This window comes from Pseudomonas sp. 05L36 (assembly GCF_056398125.1).
Genome location: NZ_JBFTOU010000034.1, coordinates 32733 through 51109, shown reverse-complemented (window position 1 = coordinate 51109; position 18377 = coordinate 32733). Strand labels below are relative to the sequence as shown.

At 59.2% G+C, this 18377-nt stretch carries 19 protein-coding genes and 1 pseudogene; 10 read left to right on the top strand and 10 right to left on the bottom strand.

The genetic code is table 11. The features are described 5' to 3' along the window. Window positions 1-521, bottom strand: a 521-nt coding sequence (locus AC1DKH_RS26990) for a carbon starvation CstA family protein (protein ID WP_477799851.1), incomplete at its 3' end; no start/stop codon positions are given. Between the two features lie 160 nt (window positions 522-681). On the opposite strand from AC1DKH_RS26990, the gene AC1DKH_RS26985 reads away from it, so the two are divergent. After that, entirely contained in the window at window positions 682-1050 is a 369-nt protein-coding gene (locus AC1DKH_RS26985) for a PilZ domain-containing protein (protein WP_223449022.1), read from the top strand. A gap of 129 nt (window positions 1051-1179) precedes the next feature. Here the strand turns inward: AC1DKH_RS26985 and radA are convergent, their stop codons facing one another. After that, complete coding sequence (gene radA, locus AC1DKH_RS26980; RefSeq protein WP_223541998.1) at window positions 1180-2547, bottom strand: DNA repair protein RadA; 1368 nt, start codon at window positions 2545-2547, stop codon at window positions 1180-1182. Between the two features lie 640 nt (window positions 2548-3187). Here radA and mscL point away from each other — a divergent pair. After that, entirely contained in the window at window positions 3188-3601 is a 414-nt protein-coding gene (mscL, locus tag AC1DKH_RS26975) for a large-conductance mechanosensitive channel protein MscL (protein WP_477799850.1), read from the top strand. A gap of 41 nt (window positions 3602-3642) precedes the next feature. Here mscL and AC1DKH_RS26970 read toward each other — a convergent pair whose 3' ends face one another. Further along, window positions 3643-4419 carry a ferredoxin--NADP reductase gene (locus tag AC1DKH_RS26970; RefSeq protein WP_477753929.1) on the bottom strand — a complete coding sequence of 259 codons (777 nt, stop codon included), beginning with the start codon at window positions 4417-4419 and terminating at the stop codon, window positions 3643-3645. Window positions 4420-4721: 302 nt separating this feature from the next. Between AC1DKH_RS26970 and AC1DKH_RS26965 the strand changes: the two genes are divergently transcribed. After that, window positions 4722-5435: an autoinducer binding domain-containing protein gene (locus tag AC1DKH_RS26965; RefSeq protein ID WP_477799849.1), complete on the top strand. Its 714-nt coding sequence runs from the start codon at window positions 4722-4724 to the stop codon at window positions 5433-5435. A 174-nt stretch (window positions 5436-5609) separates the two neighbouring features. After that, the gene (locus AC1DKH_RS26960; protein ID WP_477799848.1) at window positions 5610-6734 is read left to right on the top strand and encodes a methyltransferase; all 1125 of its coding nucleotides are present in this window, start codon (window positions 5610-5612) and stop codon (window positions 6732-6734) included. A 64-nt stretch (window positions 6735-6798) separates the two neighbouring features. On the opposite strand, the gene AC1DKH_RS26955 is transcribed toward AC1DKH_RS26960, so the two are convergent. The 3 genes from AC1DKH_RS26955 to AC1DKH_RS26945 form a co-directional block, all read right to left on the bottom strand. Next, window positions 6799-6966: a DUF2474 domain-containing protein gene (locus AC1DKH_RS26955; RefSeq protein ID WP_477799847.1), complete on the bottom strand. Its 168-nt coding sequence runs from the start codon at window positions 6964-6966 to the stop codon at window positions 6799-6801. Window positions 6967-7068: 102 nt separating this feature from the next. Continuing rightward, a complete protein-coding gene (cydB, locus tag AC1DKH_RS26950) occupies window positions 7069-8076 on the bottom strand; it encodes a cytochrome d ubiquinol oxidase subunit II (protein WP_223459181.1) in 1008 nt (335 codons plus the stop codon). Window positions 8077-8079: 3 nt separating this feature from the next. Next, entirely contained in the window at window positions 8080-9516 is a 1437-nt protein-coding gene (locus AC1DKH_RS26945; protein ID WP_477764513.1) for a cytochrome ubiquinol oxidase subunit I, read from the bottom strand. A gap of 425 nt (window positions 9517-9941) precedes the next feature. Between AC1DKH_RS26945 and AC1DKH_RS26940 the strand changes: the two genes are divergently transcribed. Beyond that, window positions 9942-11201: an MFS transporter gene (locus AC1DKH_RS26940; protein WP_477764512.1), complete on the top strand. Its 1260-nt coding sequence runs from the start codon at window positions 9942-9944 to the stop codon at window positions 11199-11201. Here the strand turns inward: AC1DKH_RS26940 and AC1DKH_RS26935 are convergent. Continuing rightward, window positions 11198-11749 carry a DJ-1 family glyoxalase III gene (locus AC1DKH_RS26935; protein WP_108231207.1) on the bottom strand — a complete coding sequence of 184 codons (552 nt, stop codon included), beginning with the start codon at window positions 11747-11749 and terminating at the stop codon, window positions 11198-11200. The two genes, AC1DKH_RS26940 and AC1DKH_RS26935, sit on opposite strands and share 4 nt — an antisense overlap. A 68-nt stretch (window positions 11750-11817) precedes the next feature. After that, on the bottom strand, window positions 11818-12264 hold the full coding sequence (locus tag AC1DKH_RS26930; protein WP_477799846.1) for a DUF4879 domain-containing protein: 447 nt from the start codon (window positions 12262-12264) through the stop codon (window positions 11818-11820). 222 nt (window positions 12265-12486) lie between these two features. Between AC1DKH_RS26930 and AC1DKH_RS26925 the strand changes: the two genes are divergently transcribed. Next, the gene (locus AC1DKH_RS26925) at window positions 12487-13782 is read left to right on the top strand and encodes an NCS2 family permease (RefSeq protein WP_223461025.1); all 1296 of its coding nucleotides are present in this window, start codon (window positions 12487-12489) and stop codon (window positions 13780-13782) included. Then, window positions 13779-14858: a tRNA (uridine(54)-C5)-methyltransferase TrmA gene (gene trmA / locus AC1DKH_RS26920; RefSeq protein ID WP_477799845.1), complete on the top strand. Its 1080-nt coding sequence runs from the start codon at window positions 13779-13781 to the stop codon at window positions 14856-14858. Before AC1DKH_RS26925 ends, trmA begins: the two co-directional genes overlap by 4 nt. 54 nt (window positions 14859-14912) lie before the next feature. On the opposite strand, the gene AC1DKH_RS26915 is transcribed toward trmA, so the two are convergent. Then, entirely contained in the window at window positions 14913-15359 is a 447-nt protein-coding gene (locus tag AC1DKH_RS26915) for a DUF2442 domain-containing protein (RefSeq protein ID WP_477799844.1), read from the bottom strand. Next, window positions 15356-15784, bottom strand: a complete 429-nt coding sequence (locus AC1DKH_RS26910) for a DUF4160 domain-containing protein (RefSeq protein WP_477799843.1) — start codon at window positions 15782-15784, stop codon at window positions 15356-15358. Before AC1DKH_RS26910 ends, AC1DKH_RS26915 begins: the two co-directional genes overlap by 4 nt. Window positions 15785-16010: 226 nt before the next feature. On the opposite strand from AC1DKH_RS26910, the gene AC1DKH_RS26905 reads away from it, so the two are divergent. The 3 genes and pseudogenes from AC1DKH_RS26905 (at window position 16011) to AC1DKH_RS26895 (ending at window position 18363) form a co-directional block, all read left to right on the top strand. Then, complete coding sequence (locus AC1DKH_RS26905; RefSeq protein ID WP_477799842.1) at window positions 16011-16922, top strand: LysR family transcriptional regulator; 912 nt, start codon at window positions 16011-16013, stop codon at window positions 16920-16922. 140 nt (window positions 16923-17062) lie between these two features. Beyond that, window positions 17063-17503: pseudogene (aroQ, locus tag AC1DKH_RS26900) on the top strand (type II 3-dehydroquinate dehydratase). A 5-nt stretch (window positions 17504-17508) separates the two neighbouring features. Then, window positions 17509-18363, top strand: a complete 855-nt coding sequence (locus AC1DKH_RS26895) for a shikimate dehydrogenase (protein ID WP_477799841.1) — start codon at window positions 17509-17511, stop codon at window positions 18361-18363. Window positions 18364-18377: the final 14 nt, after the last annotated feature.

Below are 18377 nucleotides of genomic sequence, written 5' to 3'. Positions count from 1 at the left end.
ATGATCAGGAAGCAACCGAACAGCGCAATGGTCCCGGGGATGCGGCCCATTTCCTCACGGACCATGTCGCCCAGCGAACGGCCGTTGCGGCGGGTGGACATGAACAGGACCATGAAGTCCTGCACCGCACCGGCCAGCACCACGCCGGCAATCAGCCACAGCGTGCCGGGCAAGTAGCCCATCTGCGCTGCCAGCACCGGGCCGACCAGCGGCCCCGCGCCGGCGATGGCCGCGAAGTGGTGACCGAAGAGAATGTGCTTGTTGGTCGGCACATAGTCCAGACCGTCATTGTTGAGTACAGCGGGAGTGGCCCGCCGCGCATCGAGTTGCATGACATTGTTAGCGATGAACAGACTGTAGTAGCGATAGGCGACCAGATAGATGGCCACGGCAGCGACCACAATCCACAAGGCGTTGATTGCCTCGCCCCGGCGCAATGCCACGACACCCAGGGCGCACGCACCTGTGATTGCCAGCACCAGCCAAGGCAAATGGCGTAGCGGGCTATTATTATTTTTCATTTTGATATTCCAGCCAGAGTGGACAAGAAAGACAACCACCCCGAGTTTAGCGCTCCTGACGGCAAAGACCATACCCCGATATCGGGCTGGATACCTGCACGCGCTGGCCGCCTTCAAGAGTGCAGGTCTATAGTCAGCGTACATCTCCGAGGATCGCGCCATGAGCGAGCACCCTGCCGAACGTCGCCGCTTCAAACGTATTGCGTTCGATGCCCGAACCGAGCTGAGTCAGGGTGAGTCCACTTGGCAGGTGAAGTTGATCGACCTGTCGCTCAAGGGGTTGCTGATCGAGCGACCCGATCCGTGGTTGGGAAATCCGCAGCAGGATTTTCTGGTGGACATTCATCTGAGCGAAGAGGCCGACATCACCATGGATGTGCAACTGGCCCACGACGACCATGGCCAACTCGGCTTTGTCTGTCTGCACATCAGCCTGGAGTCCATCGAACGCCTGCGGCGATTGATCGAGCTCAATCTCGCTGACCCGCAGGAACTGGAACGAGAATTGGGTGCGCTGATCGAGATTTGACGCCCCGGAATCAATTCAATGTGGGAGCGAGCTTGCTCGCGATGGCGGCCTGACAAGCAACATCTACTTGAATGTCATGCCCTCATCGCGAGCAAGCTCGCTCCCACAGGGCTGTGTATTAACCAGAAACTATTCGAACAACGCGTCCAACGCCTGCTCCAGCCGGGTCACGGCAATGATCTGCAACCCTGCCGGCGCCTCTTTCGGCGCATTGCCCTTGGGCACGATGGCCCGCTTGAAGCCGTGCTTGGCGGCTTCTTTCAAACGCTCCTGACCGCTCGGCACCGGACGCACTTCACCGGAAAGCCCGACTTCACCGAACACCAGCAGATCGTGGGGCAACGGCCGGTTGCGCAAACTGGACATCACCGCCGCCATCAACGCCAGGTCGGACGCCGTTTCCAGCACCTTGACCCCACCGACCACGTTGAGAAAGACGTCCTGATCGTGGGTCGGAATGCCACCGTGACGGTGCAGCACCGCCAGCAACATCGCCAGCCGGTTTTGATCCAGCCCCAGCGTGACCCGACGCGGGTTGGCCAGGTGACTGTCGTCCACCAGTGCCTGAACCTCCACCAGCATCGGCCGTGTGCCTTCCCATGTTGCCATCACCACACTGCCCGGGACTTCTTCCTGGGCACGGGTCAGAAAAATCGCCGACGGGTTGGAGACTTCTTTCAGACCTTTGTCGGTCATGCCGAAAACGCCCAGTTCATTGACGGCACCGAAGCGGTTCTTCACCGCCCGCAGCAGACGCAGGCGCCCGTCGGACTCGCCTTCGAAATACAGCACGGTGTCGACCATATGCTCCAGTACCCGAGGGCCAGCCAGCGCGCCTTCCTTGGTGACGTGGCCCACCAGGAAAATCGCCGTACCGCTCTGTTTGGCATAGCGCACCAGCAACGCCGCGCTTTCGCGCACCTGGGATACACCGCCCGGTGCCGATTGCAATTGCTCGGTAAAGATCGTCTGGATCGAGTCGATTACCATGACCTTGGGTTTTTCCTGACGGGCCGTGGCAATGATGGTTTCGATGCAGGTTTCGGTCATGACCCGCAGTTGATCCTGAGGCAACCCCAGGCGCCGCGCACGCATGGCCACTTGCTGCTGGGATTCCTCACCAGTGACATACAGTGCCGGCATGCTCTTGGCGAGGTTGCACAAGGTTTGCAGCAGAATGGTCGACTTGCCGATGCCAGGGTCGCCACCGATCAGCACCACCGAGCCATCCACCAGACCCCCACCCAGAACCCGGTCCAGCTCGCTGGAAGCAGTGGAGAAGCGCGGAATTTCTTCGACACTGACTTCGGCCAGGGTCTTGATCTGCGCCTGCTGGCCGGTCCAGCCGGTACGACCGCTGGGGGCGGCTGCCCCGCCGCTTTCCACCATGGTTTCGGTAAGCGTGTTCCAGGCCCCGCACTCACCGCACTGGCCGGCCCATTTGGGGAAGGTTGAGCCGCACTCGGTGCAGCCGTACATGCGCTTGGCCTTGGCCATCGGAACTCCTGGAAAAAAACGCGATGATAGCTCAGCCAAGGCGCGCGAGTGCGGCCAGATATTTCGCAACCCTTTTGATGACTTCAAATAACCTTATTAAACACAGGCATATTGAGATACACCCACCCTACAAAACCTTGTATAAGTTTTTCGCTCAACTCGGCCAACAAACTCTAGGGACATGCCATACCGCACACTTTGAAAACCTATACAGACTTTGTTCACTTCCATACTTCATGCACAACTTCGAAAACATTCAAACAAAACGCAGCCATGATTCAGAGAAACGCGCAACTTGTCAGACACCTCAAACTAACGAAACAGTTCATATCACTACGGCTGCATTTAATTTTCAATGCAGCCTCTTGGCCACTAACTGCCCGATCATCTTGAGCGTCCCGATTCAGGAGTGGTCGCTCAACCTTGGCTCGCCCACACAAATGACGCCATTTCGCTGAAAAAAACGTCGTATGCGAACTCCAAAGAAGGCCTGACCGACCTCAGATGAGATCAATCGGTGAATTTTTCAACACCACCCGGGTCAATGGCTGGCAAACGCAGCAGGCCGTTGATTCGAGCAGGATGCGATTTGCTGATTTACACTGCGTTCATCTACCTCATCTGTAACAAGGAATAACCTATGGGCGTGCTAAACGAGTTCAAGGCCTTCGCGGTCAAAGGCAACGTGGTCGACATGGCCGTCGGCATCATCATCGGTGCGGCCTTCGGCAAGATCGTTACGTCGTTTGTCGGTGACCTGATCATGCCGCCAATCGGGATGCTGATCGGTGGCGTGGACTTCAGTGACCTGGCCATAACGCTCAAGGCAGCAGACGGCGCCATTCCTGCGGTGGTGCTGGCCTATGGCAAATTCATCCAGACCATCATCGACTTCGTCATCGTCGCCTTTGCGATCTTCATGGGCGTCAAGGCCATCAACCGCCTGAAGCGTGAGGAGTCCGTGGCCCCTAGCCTGCCGCCGGTTCCCACCAAGGAAGAAGAGTTACTGAGCGAGATCCGCGACTTGCTCAAGGCCCAAAACAACCGACCTTGACTGCACTGGCAAAAAACGGCGCCTTTGAGGCGCCGTTTTGCTTACCAGAAGTTTTCCACCGCCACTTGGCCAGGTCGCCGGCTGAGGCTCAAGTGCATGTCCCGCTGTTTAAGCAACTTGCGCGTGTCATCGATCATCTGCGGGTTGCCGCACAGCATGACCCGTGAATGCTCAGGCGTCAGCGCAACTCCCGCGCTGCGCTCCAACTCGCCGTTTTCAATCAGTGTGGTGATCCGTCCGTTCAATGCGCCAGGATGCTGCTCACGAGTGACTGTGGCGATGAATTGCAATTTGTGTGCGTACTCCGCCAGATACTCAAGTTGCGCCAGCCCCGCGATCAGCTCCTGATAAGCCAGTTCCCGGGCTTCGCGAACGCTGTAGACCAGGATGATCCGCTCGAATCTCTCCCAGACGTCGAAATCCTGGAGTATCGACAGGAACGGTGCGATGCCCGTACCTGTGGATAACAACCACAGGTCGCGGCCATCGACAAAACGGTCCAGCGTCAAGTAGCCGAAGGCCTGGCGGTCGACCAGCAACGTATCGTCAACGCCCAGGCGGCTCAGTTCACTGGTGAACTCACCGCCCGGTACGACAATGGAAAAGAACTCGAGGAACTCGTCAAAGGGCGAGGACACCATGGAGTAGGCGCGCCATACCGTGCTGCCATCAGCCTTGGTGACGCCCAACCGGGCAAACTGCCCCGCCCGAAAACGAAACCCTGCATCCCGCGTGGCGCGCAGGGTAAACAGGTTCGGGGTCAGCGGATGCACCTCGAGCAAGGTCTGGCGCGTAAATTTTTCTTCACTGACGGACATGGAAGGCTCCAATCAACAGATACCCCAGTGTCCCGCAAAGAACGCAGCGTAACCACCGACAATTTGTAGTGACATTAATGCGCACTAGTAGTCGATTACAGAATACGAACACAACCCTACATATAAAATTACATGTGGCATTTCATAACCATTTATTCCCTAAGAACCTTGAGCACACTTTTCCAACAGTCAAAAGAGCAAAATTGTCGAATCACTTCCGCAGGAAATGTCCTACACTTCGTGGCGTGCCGGATCTTGGATCCAATTCTGCACCCAGAAGACACACTAATGGAGATCACTGTATGGAGATCTGGAAGGAGTCACAGCTCAAACAATTGGCGCGCACACAAGAGATCAGTACTGCCTATCGAATCGCGCTCAATTTCGCTAGAAACCTTGGATATAAATTTTGTGGCTTTTCAATTACTTCAAACTCATTCGGGGTCGACACCAGTACGGTGAACCTGAACAACTACCCCCATGAGTGGAATACTCAATATGAAAAAAACAACGCCATGCAAATAGATCCAATAGTGGCGCATTGCAATCATTCAATGTTGCCTGTTCTCTGGAGTGAAGAGCTTTTTTCCAGGACGCCATGGTTATGGCAGTTGCTGCGACAACAAGGCTTGCAGCATGGCTGGTCCCAGGCGATCTTTGATGAGGAAACCGGTCTGCGCAGCATTTTCAGTCTGGCCAGAAGCCATTGCCCGATTTCAGCCTATGAGCTGTACGAGCATCTTGGATTCTCGGTGTTCATCAGCCGCCATTTGCACGCTCTGGCGAACGCAATGCAACCGAAAAAACCGGCTCGCCCCCAGGCTCCCCCCTTGTCACGGCGGGAACTCGAAGTATTGAAACTGTCGGCCGATGGCAAGACGGCCTATGAAATTGCCAGGATCCTCAATTTGAGTGAACGCACCATCAACTTTCATGTGCACAGGGCTATCGAGAAGCTCGGCGTCAACAACAAGATTGCGGCAGTCATCGCCGCGGCTCGGTCGGGAGCCATCTGAAAGCGCCCGACTACGGGAAAACCTGCGGGTAATCCAGGCAAAAAAAACGTACCATTTGCGGTCCCTCCTGAGTGATGGCGTGTAGACCTTCACGACGCAGTACACTCGGTCGGCTCCGCCCGCTCCAACGCCTTAGGCAGCGGGACATCCGTCGATTACCCAGAGCCCCACCCCATGCCTTTGCTCGAAACACCCTTCGCCAGCCTCGACCTGATCCGCCAGCCCGAACAGCAGAACGAACCGCTGCAAGCTTTCGATGCGGCCGATGAATACCTGCTCAATCATCTGGCCGAACAGCAGCCGGCGTCGGACACCCGGGTATTGGTGCTCAATGACAGTTTCGGCGCGTTGGCGGCCAGCCTGGCAGGCAAGGTGCAAGTGGTCAGCAGCGGTGACTCGTTCCTGGCCTTTCAGGGCTTGGAAAAGAACCTGGTGCGCAACGGCCTGGCGTTTGATGCGGTGCCGAGCGTACCCGCCAGCGAAGCCCCTGCCGGGCCGTTCGACTGCGTGCTGATCCGCGTACCGAAAACCCTGGCCCTGCTGGAAGAACAACTGATCCGCCTGCAAGGCCAACTGACACCCGGCGCCCAAGTGGTCGCCGCGTCCATGATCAAACATCTGCCCCGGGCGGCGGGCGATTTGATGGAGCGTTACATCGGCCCGGTGCAAGCCTCGTTGGCGGTGAAGAAGGCAAGGCTATTGATTGCCACGGCCCAGGACAAAACTCCCGCTGTGTCGCCTTACCCAACGCGCTACAGGCTCGACGAACCGCCCATCGAACTGCTCAACCACGCCAATGTGTTTTGCCGCGAAGGCCTGGACATCGGCACCCGGGCGTTTTTGCCGCACCTGCCGAAAAACCTCGGCTCGGCGCGAGTCGCTGACCTTGGGTGCGGCAACGGTGTTCTGGCCATCGCCAGTGCCCTGCAAAACCGCGAGGCCCACTACACGCTGGTGGACGAGTCGTTCATGGCTGTGCAATCGGCCTCTGAAAACTGGCGCGCTGCGTTGGGTGAACGGGAAGTGATCGTGCGTGCCGGTGATGGCCTGGCCGGCCAGGAACCGCAATCGCTCGACGTTGTGCTGTGCAATCCACCGTTTCACCAGCAACAAGTGGTGGGCGACTTCCTGGCCTGGCGGATGTTCCAGCAGGCGCGCGAAGCGCTGGTCGTGGGCGGCGCGCTGTACATCGTCGGCAATCGTCACCTGGGTTACCACAGCAAGCTCGCGCGATTGTTCCGCGGTGTCGAGCAAGTGGCAACCAATCCGAAATTCGTCATCCTCAAGGCGCGCAAGTAACAGGCAAAAAAAACCCTCCGGTCGGAGGGTCGTAAATCCGTGCCTTGAGGCCACGGGAGAGATGTCAGTGCGTGGTCAGGCCGGCCGCGCTCATGAACAGACGCATCAGGCTGGCGACGATGAACAAGGCGCCCACACTGCCGACCCAGATCAGGGCCAACCAGCCGAGCCGCTGCCACAGCGGCTTTTTTTCGGCTTCTTCAATGTCGTGCAGGGTGTGTTTGCCAGGCATGGCTCATTACTCCGTTTAAGGTGGATGGCGTCTGTGAGGACGCCATCGTCGGAACGCCGCCCGGAGCAAGCTCGCTCCTACAAAGGTTCGCGGTGCACAGGGCTAGTGATAACCGTCTTCATGGGTGACCTTGCCGCGGAACACGTAGTAGCTCCAGAAGGTGTAGCCCAGGATGAACGGGATGATGAACAGTGTGCCCACCAGCATGAAGCCCTGGCTTTGCGGCGGCGCGGCGGCGTCCCAGATCGAGATCGACGGCGGGATGATGTTCGGCCACAGGCTGATGCCCAACCCGCTGTAACCGAGGAAGATCAGCACCAGGGTCAGCAGGAACGGCGTGTAGTGCGCGTTGCGGGCCACGGCACGGATCAGACCGTACATCGTCACCAGCACCAGAATCGGCACCGGCATGAACCAGAACAGGTTCGGCATGGTGAACCAGCGTGCGGCGATTTCTGCGTGGGCCAACGGGGTCCAGATGCTGACGATGCCAATCACCGCCAGCAGCACGAAGGCCAATGGCCGGGCCAGGTCATGCATCTGTTCCTGCAACTTGCCTTCGGTCTTCATGATCAGCCAGGTGCAACCGAGCAGCGCATACGCCACCACCAGCGCCGCACCACAGAACATCGTGAACGGTGTCAGCCAGTCCAGTGAACCACCGGCGAACTGCCGATTGACCACCGGCAGCCCATCGATGAACGCGCCAAGCGCAACGCCCTGGAAGAACGTCGCGGTGACCGAGCCACCGATGAACGCCTTGTCCCACAGGTGGCGCTTGTCGTCCCTGGCCTTGAAGCGGAACTCGAAGGCCACACCGCGGAAGATCAACCCGATCAACATCAGGATCAGCGGCAGGTACAACGCCGAGAGCACCACCGAATAGGCCAGCGGAAACGCGCCGAACAACGCCGCGCCACCCAACACCAGCCAGGTCTCGTTGCCGTCCCAGACCGGGGCGACGGTGTTCATCATCACATCGCGATCGGTCTTGCCCGGAATGAACGGGAAGAGAATGCCGATGCCCAGGTCAAAACCGTCCATGACCACGTACATCATGACGCCGAAGATGATGATCACGGCCCAGATCAGCGGAAGATCAATACCCATGATTCAAATCTCCTTGGTCAGGCTGTGGCCGGCATCGGCGTGATCGTCGTCGGCTGCGGACAACGGCCGGGCCGGTGTGCGTTTCTGGCCGGGGCCCCCGTCGTTGGTTTCCTTGCCTTCATCGGTCTTCGGCCCCTTGCGCACCAGGCGCATCATGTAGCCAAGACCGGCGCCAAACAGCGCGAAATAAACCACGACAAACAGGATCAGGGTGATGCTCATCTGCATGAAGCTATGGTTGGACGACGCATCCGCCGTACGCATCAGGCCATAGACCACCCACGGCTGACGGCCGATTTCGGTGGTGAACCAGCCAGCGAGAATCGCGATCAGGCCGGACGGCCCCATCCACAGCGCCAGGTACAGGAACGGCCGCGAGGAGTAGAGGGTGTCGCGCTTGCGCAGCCACAGGCTCCACAAACCGGTGAAAATCATCAGCAAGCCCAGGCCCACCATGATCCGGAACGACCAGAACACGATGGTCGAATTCGGCCGATCTTCAGGCGGGAACTCCTTGAGCGCCGGCACCTGTTTGTCCAGGGAGTGCGTGAGAATCAGGCTGCCCAGGTACGGGATCTCGACAGCGAACCTGGTTTTCTCCTCCTTCATGTCCGGCCAGCCGAACAGGATCAGCGGAGTCGCTTCGTTACCGACGTTCTCCCAGTGCCCCTCGATCGCGGCGATTTTTGCCGGCTGATGCTCAAGCGTGTTCAGACCGTGGAAATCACCAATGACCGCCTGGATCGGCGCGACGATCAATGCCATCCACATGGCCATCGAGAGCATTTTGCGGATCGCCGGGTTGTCCCTGCCTCGCAGCAAATGCCAGGCCGCGGAGGAACCGACGAAGAAGGCCGTGGCGACGAACGCCGCCGTGGCCATGTGCATCAGGCGATACGGGAACGACGGGTTGAAGATAACCGCCAGCCAGTCGGTGGGTATGACCTGACCGTTGACGATCTCGAAGCCCTGCGGGGTCTGCATCCAGCTATTGGAGGCAAGAATCCAGAACGTCGAGATCAATGTACCGATGGCCACCATTACGGTAGCGAAGAAGTGCAGGCCACGTCCGACCTTGTTCCAGCCAAACAGCATGACGCCGAGGAACCCGGCCTCGAGGAAGAACGCCGTGAGCACTTCATAGGTCAGCAACGGCCCTGTCACGGAACCGGCGAAGTCCGAGAAGCGGCTCCAGTTGGTGCCGAACTGATAGGCCATGACCAGGCCGGAAACCACCCCCATGCCGAAGTTGACGGCAAAGATTTTCGACCAGAAATGGTAGAGGTCACGGTAGGTGTCGTTATGGGTTTTCAGCCACAGGCCTTCGAGTACCGCCAGGTAACTCGCCAGGCCGATGGTGATGGCCGGAAACAGGATGTGGAACGAGATGGTGAACGCGAACTGAATTCGGGCGAGATCAAGTGCCTCTAAACCGAACATAAGTCTTCCTCTGTCAGGTAGTACGGCTGCTGGCTGGAAGCCTGCACCCACGGTCCCCACGGATATGGAGTGTGGCGAATCTCTGTTTGTTCTTTTTTTTGCACGCATCACAACGCAGGGAATCTGGCCTTGCGGCCGCCGGATCAATTCCTTTTGTGGGTTTTGATCTGGATCAATCAACGTTGAAAGAGTAGTCCCAATTTCGGGGATGAACCGCGTGGTCTTTTGCCGCGTGACAAGTTGCCTCACGGCTTTTGATATCTGCGGCAACACATTCCTTGTGGCGAGGGAGCTTGCTCCCTCGCCACAAGGTTTTCGATGTATGAAAAATCGATGTCTGGCTAACTAAATTTTGTGCCATGACAACTTCCTGTTACAGGTTGATGATAATCTCGCCGCTCCCCTCTCCCCAGATTGTCCCGCAGATGCCCAGCCAAGAGCCCTTGCTGTTACGTCACCATCGCCCTTTTCTAGCGTTCTGGATGGCCCGGGTATTCACCGCCAGCGGCTTCCAGATGCTCACCGTGGCCATCGGCTGGAACCTGTATCAATTGACCGGCAACGTGCTCGACCTGGGTCTGGTCGGCCTGGTCGAGTTCGCCCCGCGCGTGCTGTTCATGCTGCACACAGGACACGTCGCCGACCGCTATGACCGGCGCAAGGTCGCGGCGATCTGCCAGTCCGTGCAGGCACTGATCGCCCTGTCGTTGGCCATCGGCAGTGCCACCGATCATGTCACCCGGGAAATGATCTTTATCCTGGCCTTCCTGCTCGGCGCCGCGCGTTCCTTTGAAATGCCGACCACCCAGGCGCTGCTGCCCAGCATAGTGCCCAGCGCGCTGTTTCCCCGTGCGGTGGCCGCCGCGCAATCGGCCCAGCAATCGGCAACCATCGTCGCCCCGGCCCTCGGCGGTTTGCTCTACGCCTTCGGCAGCGTCTGGGTGTATGGCCCGACGGTGCTTTTGTATGTCATCGCCTGTTCGCTGATGCTCAACCTGCCAGCCCGGCAAACCCCGCTGAACAAGGGCAAGGCCACTCTGGACTCACTGCTGGCGGGCATTCGCTTTATCCGCAGTCGTCCGGACATTCTCGGGGCGATCTCCCTCGATCTGTTCGCGGTGCTATTGGGTGGTGCGACGGCGTTGCTGCCGGTGTTCGCCAAGGACATCCTGCTGACCGGCCCGTGGGGGCTGGGCCTGTTGCGCTCGGCACCGGCAGTGGGTGCGCTGCTGATGTCGCTGTTCCTGGCGCGGTTTGCCGTGGAGCGCAACGTCGGGCGGGTGATGTTCACCGCTGTGGGCGTTTTCGGCGTGGCAACCATCGCCTTCGGCTTGTCGACCTCGTTCTGGTTTTCCCTGGCGGTGCTGGTGGTATTGGGCGCGGCAGACATGATCAGCATGGTGATCCGCGCCTCGTTCGTGCAACTGGAAACCCCGGACGAAATGCGCGGCCGGGTCAGCGCCGTGAATGGTCTGTTCATCGGTGCTTCGAACCAGTTGGGCGAATTCGAATCGGGCCTGACTGCCCACTGGTTCGGTACCGTGCCAGCCGTGGTCATGGGCGGGATCGGCACGCTGGTGGTAACCGGGGCGTGGGTCAAACTGTTCCCGACACTGGCCAGCCGCGATCGCATGCACGTGGCTAAAGATGAAGAAAGGGAAGAAGCAAAAGTCCAAGCAGGCTAAACCAGCAATTCCCCCGCCACCGCCGCACGTGTGGCTTTTCCGCAGAGTTGTTCCACCAGCGCCAAAGCAAATGCCAAGGCGCCAGCCGAGCCCTGGGCGGTGATGCAATTGCCGTCGACCACCACCGGTTGATCAACGAAGTTACAGCCCAACAATTGATGGCTGGCCGAGGGCAGGCAGGTCATGCGCCGTTGACGCAATACGCCAAAGGCCTGCAGCGCCACGGCGGGCGCCTCGGCGATGCCGGCGAACAGGCGACCGGCTGCCGCCTGATCCTTGATCAATTGTTGCAGGGGTTGGTGTGCTGCCAAGTGCTGCGAACCCACCGCACCACCCGGCAAGGCGATCAGGTCGAAGGGCTGCGCCAGCAAATCCACCAGCATGGCATCGGACGTCAGGCGCGTGCCGCGGGCGCAGGTGAGCATGCGCCGCCCTTCGATACTGGCCACCACCACTTCTATTTTGGCGCGGCGCAGTACGTCGATCAGGGTCACGGTTTGCAGGTCATCGGTGCCCTCGGCGAGGGCAATCAAGGCTCTAAAGGTCATCAGGTATTGTCCACAGAGTGATCTTTTAAGCGTAGCCAGCTTTCCTGCCCCGTGTTCGGGACCTGTGGTTACTTGATGAAAAGCTGCGTCGACATCGTATTGCCGGGCGCGTTGATCGAGGTATTACTGAAGGTCAGCGTGCCTTCCTGCTTGCCAGCCAGATCGAGGGCATACAAATAGCCGACGGTTTTTTCCCCGGGGGTGCAACTGGTCAGGTTGCCGTTCTTGAACGCGCAGACCGGTGTGCGGGTGCCATTCACTTCGAAACCGTCCAGGGTGACATGGGCCTCGCGTCCATAACCCACTTCCAGCACGTACACCGTGATGTTCGGGCCATTGTGATCGCAGCGAGTCCGGGTTTGCCCTTCGTCGATGTTTTCAACACCACAGGACGGCGACGCGACTTTGAGCACCTTCAATTGCGTCAGTGGCGTAGCAGAGGCCGCCACGGCCGTTTGAGCCCCGAGAAACAACGCCATCCATACGCCGAACACGCTAACCAGACGCCTTTTCATGCAGGCCCCATCCACCCAAAAAACCGGCCCACAGTATGGCGTACTTGGTGTTGTCGCAAAACATCGACGACGATCACCGCCATAAGCAGCCATATCCCCAAGCTACTGGTATGATGCGCGGCTTTTTCCGGCCCACAGTAATTTCCAGGCGCGCTCTGCTGCCTGTGCTTTGCTGTTGAGGTCGATACATTCACGGCGCCCGGCGCGCCACGGGGAGCAGACATGCTGGAAAGGCTGTTTCAACTCAAGGCACACAACACCAACGTGCGGACCGAGATTCTGGCGGGCGTCACGACCTTTTTGGCCATGGCCTACATTCTGTTCGTCAACCCGAGCATCCTCGGCGAGACCGGCATGGACAAGGGCGCGGTGTTTGTCGCCACCTGTCTGGCAGCCGCCATCGGCTCGACGACCATGGGCCTGATCGCCAACTACCCGATCGCCCTCGCACCGGGCATGGGCCTGAACGCCTTCTTCACCTACACCGTGGTCCTGCACATGGGCCACACCTGGCAAGTGGCACTGGGCGCGGTGTTCATCTCGGCGGTGTGTTTCTTCCTGCTGTCGATCTTCCGCATCCGTGAATGGATCATCAATAGCATCCCGCTCCCGCTGCGCTCGGCGATTGCTGCCGGTATCGGCCTGTTCCTGGCGCTGATCGCCCTGCACAATGCCGGAATCGTGGTCAGCAACCCGGCGACCATGGTCGGCCTCGGTGACCTGAAACAACCGGCTCCGATCCTCGCTACCCTCGGTTTTGCCCTGATCGTCGCCCTCGAAGCCCTTGCCGTGCGCGGTGCGGTGCTGATCGGCATTCTGGTGGTGACCATCGTTTCGATCGTGATGGGCTTCACCCCGTTCGGCGGCGTGATGTCGATGCCGCCGTCCCTGGCCCCGACCTTCTTGCAACTGGACATCAAGGGCGCACTGGACATCGGTCTGGTCAGCGTGATCTTCGCCTTCCTGTTCGTCGACCTGTTCGATAACTCCGGCACTCTGATCGGCGTCGCCAAGCGTGCCGGATTGATGAGCAAGGACGGTCACATGCCGAAAATGGGTCGCGCGCTGATCGCCGACAGCACTGCAGCCATGGCCGGTTCCCTGCTGGGCACCTCGACCACCACCAGCTACATCGAATCCGCCGCTGGCGTGAGTGCCGGTGGCCGCACCGGCCTGACCGCCGTCGTGGTCGCGATCCTGTTCCTGCTGGCGCTGTTCTTCTCGCCACTGGCCGCCAGCGTTCCAGCCTTCGCCACTGCACCGGCCCTGCTGTTCGTCGCCGTGCTGATGACATCCGGCCTGGCCGAAATAGACTGGGACGACATCACCGTTGCCGCGCCGGTGGTAATCACTGCGCTGGCGATGCCGTTCACTTATTCCATCGCCAATGGCATCGCCTTCGGTTTCATTTCCTGGACCGCCATCAAGCTGATGTCCGGTCGCGGCCGTGAGCTGAACCCGGCACTGGTGATCCTGTCGATTCTGTTCGTGATCAAGCTGGGTTGGTTCAACGCATGACTTTTGATTCCCAGGCCTATGCCGTTCAGCTCGAAGAAAAGGTCACGCGTCTGCGTGACCTGCTGGCCCCGTTCGATGCACCCGAGCCAGCCGTTTTCGATTCGCCGCTGAAAAACTTCCGCCTGCGCGCCGAGTTCCGCCTGTGGCGCGAGGCCGGCGAGCGTCATTACGCAATGTTTTCCCAGGAAGACAAACGCACGCCAATCCTGATCGAAGAGTTCCCGATTGCCAGCCTGCGCATCAACCAGTTGATGCCGCAACTCAAGGCAGCATGGCAAGCCAGCACGGCCCTGAGTCACAAGCTGTTCCAGGTGGAGTTCCTGACCACGCTGGCTGGCGACGCGATGATCACCCTGTGCTATCACCGCCCGCTGGACGAGCACTGGCACGCGGCGGCGTCGAAACTGGCGACGGACCTGAACGTCAGCGTCATCGGCCGCTCCAAGGGCAAGCGCGAAGTCATCGGTCACGATTACGTGGTCGAGAAGCTGGAAGTCGGCGGCCGCACCTTCAGCTACCGCCAGCCGGAAGGCGCGTTCACCCAGCCCAACGGCACGGTGAACCAGAAGATGCTCAACTGGGCGTACGACGCGCTTGGCGATCGCTCCGATGATTTGCTGGAGCTGTATTGCGGCAACGGCAACTTCACCCTGCCGCTCGCCACTCGCGTGCGCAAAGTGCTGGCCACCGAAATCAGCAAGACCTCGGTCAATGCGGCGCTGAGCAACCTCAGCGAGAACGTGGTGGATAACGTCACTCTGGTGCGCTTGTCCGCTGAAGAGCTGACCGAAGCCCTGAATGAAGTGCGCCCGTTCCGCCGCCTGCATGGCATCGACCTCAAGAGCTACGAGTTCGGCAGCGTGTTCGTCGACCCGCCCCGCGCCGGCATGGACCCGGACACCTGCGAACTGACCCGGCGCTTCGACAACATCCTGTACATCTCCTGCAATCCGGAGACCCTGGCGGCCAATATCGCCCAACTGCACGACACCCACCGCATCACCCGATGCGCGATGTTCGACCAGTTCCCGTGGACCCATCACATGGAGTCCGGGGTGATGCTCACCCGGCGTTGATGGCTCCTGCCAGGCACAAAAAAGCCGTCTTCACGACGGCTTTTTTGTGGGCACTTACAAGACAACATCGACCTTGCGCGGGCGCCCGCCTTTCCTGCCGTTGGCCCGCGCGGCTTCAGACTTTGCGGCGCTGCTCTGGCGACCATTGCGCGAAGCGACGAGCGAGGCCGCCATGGCCATCAGCGGCTTGCTCGCAGAAATCATCCCGGCGATCGATACATGCAGGTCCTTGCCTTCATGGCACAGGGCAGTACCCGCGTAGCCAACAGTCAGTCCAGCGTAGTCCTCGACCTCAAAATCATCGAACTCCGGATAGTTGGCCACGGGCAACAATACGCCGCTGCCATCTTCGAAGCTGACGGCCAGACAGGGGGCCAGGTAGGTAACCGCCGTCGCTTGCAGGCTATTTTTTTTACGTGATTCGCCACGTTCAATGGCTTTGTCCAGGCTACTTTCCGTTACGGGAATATCGGCCTGAACCTTGGCTTTTATCGTTTTCATAACTCGATCTCCACACTTTCCTGTGCGCCTATCAGAGACAGCAACGTCTTGTTCGATTCAGGTTCGTAGCAAGCCGATCCAATCATATTGGTGGTACTGACAACCCTTTTCACCACTACGACTTCGTTGCTTTGCCAGTCCCACAATTGATTATCGAGACAAGCTGTTTGTAATTTTCGCCACCAGATGCCGCGGGCGCGCCGCAAATGGGCAGGTTGCTGGAGCGATTGGCGCAATCCCTCAAGCACCGCGATCGGTGGCCGACGCGATAGCGGAACTACATCCCAGAGCTCGACACCGTTGTGCCAAAAGCTGAACCTGAATCTCGCACTCCACGTACCCGCCTCCACATGCGCATGAGGCGGACAATGCTCGTCTCGCAACATGATCACTACCGACAGTCCTTTGTAATTGCATACCTTCATGCTAACCCATCCGTTAGGTTAATGAATCCGAGGATCCGATATTCCCTGGAAAATCCGACCGCTGGCATTGGCAGAGGAATCACTTCTTCCGTCCACAGGCTAGCGTCCTGGCACTTGCCGGGCCTGTGGAACACCATGCGAAATGGTAAGAAGTCCTTTCATTGCGGCGCTGGCACCTGATAAATACTCATCCAGCTTCTTCATTTGATCCCCGGCGTCATCAATAATGCAGCGACAATTCGACGATCTTCAGTTAGGCAGCATCGAGCTGTTTTGCCTGGCCGCCGAGGCCGGCAGTTTTACTGCCGCGGCGCTGGTGGCAGGTGTCACGCCCGCTGCTGTGAGCCGTTCAGTGTCGCGCATGGAAGAACGCCTGGGTGTGCGCCTGTTTGCGCGCACCACCCGCAGCGTGAAGCTGACCGACAGTGGTCGCCGCTATTACGAGGAGTGCCGCCTGGCCCTGGCACAACTGGTCGAGGCCCAGCGTGAGGTCATGGGCCAACAGCAAGTGCCGTCCGGTACTTTGCGCATCAGTATTCCGACCACCTACGCGCATCATCGAATCCTGCCTTTGTTGCCCGAATTTCGGGCGCGCTATCCGGCGGTGAAGGTCGAGTCGCATATCAGTAATCGCAACATCGATTTCGTCGGCGAAGGCTACGACATGGCGATTCGTGTGCGAGCCATCCCGGACTCCGGCCTGATCGCCCGGCAGCTGGAAGATGCCGCTCTGGTGTTGATCGCCAGCTCTGATTACCTGAAACGGGCCGGCACTCCGCAAACCCTCGACGACCTCGAAAACCACGAATGCATTCAGTACGAATTGCCCAGCAGCGGCCGGCGCATTGCCTGGTTGTTCAACGATGAAGGCGTGCCCCGGGAGATTCTGGCCGAGGGCAACCTCAGTTGTTCCGACGATGTGCTGGGCGGTGTGACCCTGGCCAAACACGGGGCGGGGTTGTTTCAGACCTATCGTTTTATCGTTGAAAAGGAACTGGCCGACGGCTCGCTGGTGGAAGTGCTCAAGCCCTATGGCGGGCGCTCGCGGCCATTCACGCTGCTTTACCCGCAAAGTCGTCATGTGCCGCTGCGCTTGAGGGCGTTCATTGATTTTCTGGTGGAGCATTTGCCGCGCTGAACACCGAAAGTGTCCGATCACCGCCCACAAACCGTCAGCGTGTCTTCTCTTCAATTGACCGAATTAACTAGTTAGTACAATTTATCTCCACAGGCCGAAAACTTCAGCCGATTCCAAAAATAATAAGTGGAGAGATTCCGATGTCCCCTATCGTTCTGGTGCTCAACGGCCCGAACCTGAACCTGCTCGGCACCCGTGAACCGGCGACCTACGGCCACGAAACCCTGGCAGACATCTCGACCTTGTGCGCACGTGCCGCCGAAGAATTCGGCCTGGCAGTGGAGTTTCGCCAGACCAACCATGAAGGCGAATTGCTCGACTGGATTCACGCCGCCCGCGGTCGCTGCGCCGGGATCGTGATCAATCCTGCCGCGTGGACCCACACTTCGGTCGCCATCCGCGACGCCTTGGTTGCCAGCGAACTGCCAGTCATCGAAGTCCATCTGTCCAACGTCCATGCCCGCTAGCCTTTTCGTCACCACTCGTTCGTCTCCGCCATTGCGACTGCGGTGATGGCCGGTTTTGGCAGTCACGGCTATCGCCTGGCGCTGGAACACTTCAGTCATCGTTTGAAGGGGTGATCGCCGTGACTCAGAACCACGTGATACTGGCCGGCCTGATTGGCGCCGGCATCCAGGCTTCCCGCACACCGGCCATGCACGAGCATGAAGGCGATGCCCAAGGGCTGCGCTACCTCTATCGCCTGATTGATCTTGATCAGTTGAAACTCGACAGCAACGCCCTGCCCGACCTGTTGATGGCTGCCGAACGGATGAACTTCACCGGGCTGAACATCACCTTTCCCTGCAAGCAGGCAATCATCCCGCTGCTCGACGAGCTCTCGCCAGAGGCCCGCGGTATCGGTGCGGTCAACACGGTGGTGCTCAAGGATGGCAAACGCATCGGCCACAACACCGATTGCCTGGGCTTTGCCGAGGGTTTTCGCCGGGGTTTGAAGGGTGTTGCCGTTGAACGTGTCGTACAGATGGGCGCCGGCGGCGCAGGTGCGGCGGTGGCCCACGCGTTGTTGAGCGAAGGCGTACCACAACTGAGCATTTTTGACGTGGACATCCGCCGCGCCCAGGATCTGGCTGACAATCTCAATCAGCATTTCGGCGTCGGTCGGGCGGTGGCCGGATATGACCTGCCGAGCGCCATGGCGCGGGCTGACGGCCTGGTGAACACCACGCCGATGGGCATGAAAAAACTGCCGGGCATGCCGGTGCCGGTCGCGTTGCTGCGGGCCGAATTGTGGGTGGCGGAGATCGTTTACTTCCCGCTGGAAACCGAACTGCTACGCCACGCCCGCGCCCTCGGTTGCCGAACGCTGGACGGCGGCAATATGGCGGTGTTTCAGGCGGTGAAGGCGTTCGAGCTGTTCAGCGGCGTGGTGCCCGATGCCCAGCGCATGCTTGAGCATTTCCAGAGCATGAATGACTGAAAATCAAAAGATCG